We start from the raw sequence: 2,705 nt of genomic DNA, 5'->3' as shown, positions 1-2,705 counted from the left end.
GGGCCCGCCCGTGGCCCCGCTTCTGGTCCCGGTCGTGGTGCCGGTCGGGCGCGCGGGCCACGGCGGCCGGCCCGCAGGCACCAGGTCCGCCGCGCCCACCGGCGCGTCCGGCTCGGCCACCAGCGAGCCGAGCAGCGTCGTGAACGCCTCCGCCCAGGCCCTGACGACCTCGGGCTCGTACAGGTCGGTACGGATCTCCAGGCTCGCCTCGAACCCGTCGTCGGCGTCGCGCACGATCCCGATGAGGTCGTGCTCACCGCCGGTGTGCACCCGTTCGGGGTCGGCGATCTCCCGGAGCCTGGCCACGCTCTCCTGGCGCGGCAGGTGCATGAACACCCACTGGAACAGCGGCGAGCGCCCGGCCACCCGTTCCGGGTCGACCGCCTGCACGATCCTGCCGACGGGCACGTCGGCGTGCGCGAGCACCTCGGGGAAGCCGGCGGTGAACTCCGACAGCAGCCGCGCGAACGTGGTGTCCTCGCCGAAGCGCCAGCGGATCGGCACGGAGTTCATGACGTAGCCGATGACGCGGTCCAGGCCCTTGGCGGACCTGTTGGCCACGGGGGTGCCCGTGATCAGGTCGCGCTCGCCGGTCAGCCGGTGCGCGAACACGGCGAACGCCGTCATCAGCACCCCGTACACGGTGGCTCCGCGCTCCCTCGCCAGCGCCCGTACGGCGGTCTCGGTGTCCCGGCCGATGCGGAAGACGATCTGCTCGACGCCGAACTCACCGCCGAACTCACCGCTGAACTCACAGCCGGGGACGGCCGAGCCGACGGTGAGCGGCCGCGGCGGGTCCGCCAGGTAGCGTCGCCACCAGGCGAGCTGGGCGTCGAACACCCCCGCCGCCTCCAGCTCACGCTGCCGGCCGGCGAAGTCGGCGTACTGGATGGCGGGGCGGCTCAGGCGCGGTCCGGGCCGGTCCCGGGCGCGGTCGCGCACCGCGCGGTAGGCCTCGGTCAGCTCGCCGTGCAGCACGTCGAACGACCACCAGTCGGTCGCGATGTGGTGCAGCGCCAGCACCAGCGTGGAGCGCGTGCCGTCCACGGTGATGAACTGGCCCCTGATCAGCCGCCCGCCGTCGAGATCGAACGTGCGGCGGCTGAACGTGTGCAGCGCCTCCCGCAGGCCGACGCGCGTGCCGCGCAGGTCCAGCCGCTCCAGCCTGAACGGCTCCGCCGGCGGGAACTCCACCCGCAGGTCGCCCACCTCACCCCTGATCCGCATGCGCAGGACGTCGTGGTGGTCCTGCACGATGGTCAGCGCCGCCTCCAGGTCGGCGGGGTCGACGGGCGTGTCGAAGTGGTACGAGCAGCACAGGTTGAGCGCCGCCGTGTCCGGATAGAGCGACTCGAACACCCACAGATCCTCCTGCGCCGGGCTGAGCCGCACCGGCACGGAGGGGTCGCGCGGGGGCACGACGTCGGGGATTGCCTCCAGCCTGCCCGCCGCGACGAGCCGCCGCAGCAGCTCCACCCGGCGCTCCCCGTCGAGCGCGGCGAACCGCTCCGCGCTGCTGCCCCGTGACGCGGATCTCGTGTGTCCCCCTGCCGATATCACATGTCCTCCCGCAGCTCGGCGAGCCGTTCGAGCCCGGCCAGCACCTCGTCCACGCCGAGCCCGAAGTCGACGAAGCAGGCCACCTCGTCGCAGCCCATGTCGGCCAGATCCGACAGGTTCTTGCGGCACGTCTCCGCCGAGCCGAGCAGGCTGCCCCAGGTCAGATAGCGCTGGAAGGCGAACTCGGCGAGCGTGCCGAGCTGCTCGTCACTCAGCGCGGCCGCGCGGCCGGCGCCGCCCTTGTTCGCCGCGGTCTGCGCCACGTACGACCTGAGATAGTCCTTCAGAGGCCCGCCCGCCCGCTCCGTGGCGTGCTCGTCCGTCTCGCCCACGTAGGTGTGCGCCATGAGCGTGACGGTGCCCCTGGGCGGCGAGCCGGGCTGCTCGGGGGCACCGTCGTAGGCGTCGCGGTAGGCGCCGATCTTCCCGGCCAGCTCCTCACGGGTCTGGCCGATGGTGGCGGCGAGGATGTTCGTCCGCATCCGCCCGGCCGCCACCCACGTCGCGGGGCTGCCCGAGGTCGTGGTCCACAGCGGCAGGTGATCGGAGTACGGGCGCGGCTGCGAGGTGACCGTCACCGGCTCGCCCGCGCCGTCGGTGAACTCCACGGCCTCGCCCGCCCACAAGCGCCGCAGCAGGGCGAGGTCGCGGAAGGCCCGTTCCCTGCGGTCCTCGTACGCGCCGGGGGCGAGCACGAAGTCCTTCGAGTGCCAGCCGGTCGCCACCGAGACGCCGGCCCGGCCGCGCGACAGGTTGTCCACGACGGCCCAGTCCTCGGCGACGCGCAGCGGGTGGTGCAGCGGGAGGACGAGGCTGCCCGCGCGCACGTGGATGCGCTCCGTGGCCACGGCCAGGGCGGCGCTGAGCAGGGCCGGGCTGGGGAAGACCTGCCCGACCTGCTGGAAGTGCCGCTCGGGGGTCCAGACGGCGGTGAAGCCGAGCCGGTCGGCGGCTTTCGTGATGGTCAGGATGTCGTCATATTTCGCGGCATGGCCGACGGTGCTCGCGTCGTCCGCGCCGAAGAACATCACGCTGAGGTCCATGATGGCGCTCCTCCTCAGGGGCGGGTGCGCGGGATCCTGGGCAGGCGGGGGATGCCCGGCCCGGGCGAGGCCCCCGCCACGGCCCCCGCCACGGCCCCCGTC

At 73.6% G+C, this 2,705-nt stretch carries 2 protein-coding genes; both read right to left on the bottom strand.

The features are described 5' to 3' along the window. Positions 1-1,476, bottom strand: a 1,476-nt coding sequence (locus E1267_RS43360) for a condensation domain-containing protein (protein WP_220449955.1), incomplete at its 3' end; no start/stop codon positions are given. 80 nt (positions 1,477-1,556) lie between these two features. Then, the gene (locus E1267_RS43355) at positions 1,557-2,603 is read right to left on the bottom strand and encodes a MupA/Atu3671 family FMN-dependent luciferase-like monooxygenase (RefSeq protein ID WP_165960129.1); all 1,047 of its coding nucleotides are present in this window, start codon (positions 2,601-2,603) and stop codon (positions 1,557-1,559) included. Between the last annotated feature and the right edge of the window lie 102 nt (positions 2,604-2,705).

The organism is Nonomuraea longispora (genome assembly GCF_004348345.1).
Classification (GTDB): Bacteria; Actinomycetota; Actinomycetes; order Streptosporangiales; family Streptosporangiaceae; genus Nonomuraea; species Nonomuraea longispora.
Note: the sequence above shows the minus strand (reverse complement) of the source record. Positions and strands in the feature narration are given on the sequence as shown.

Bases quoted from the DNA above. Each gene is read 5' to 3' on its own strand.
- E1267_RS43355 (WP_165960129.1), bottom strand. From the start codon at position 2,603: ATGGACCTCAGCGTGATGTTCTTCGGCGCGGACGACGCGAGCACCGTC.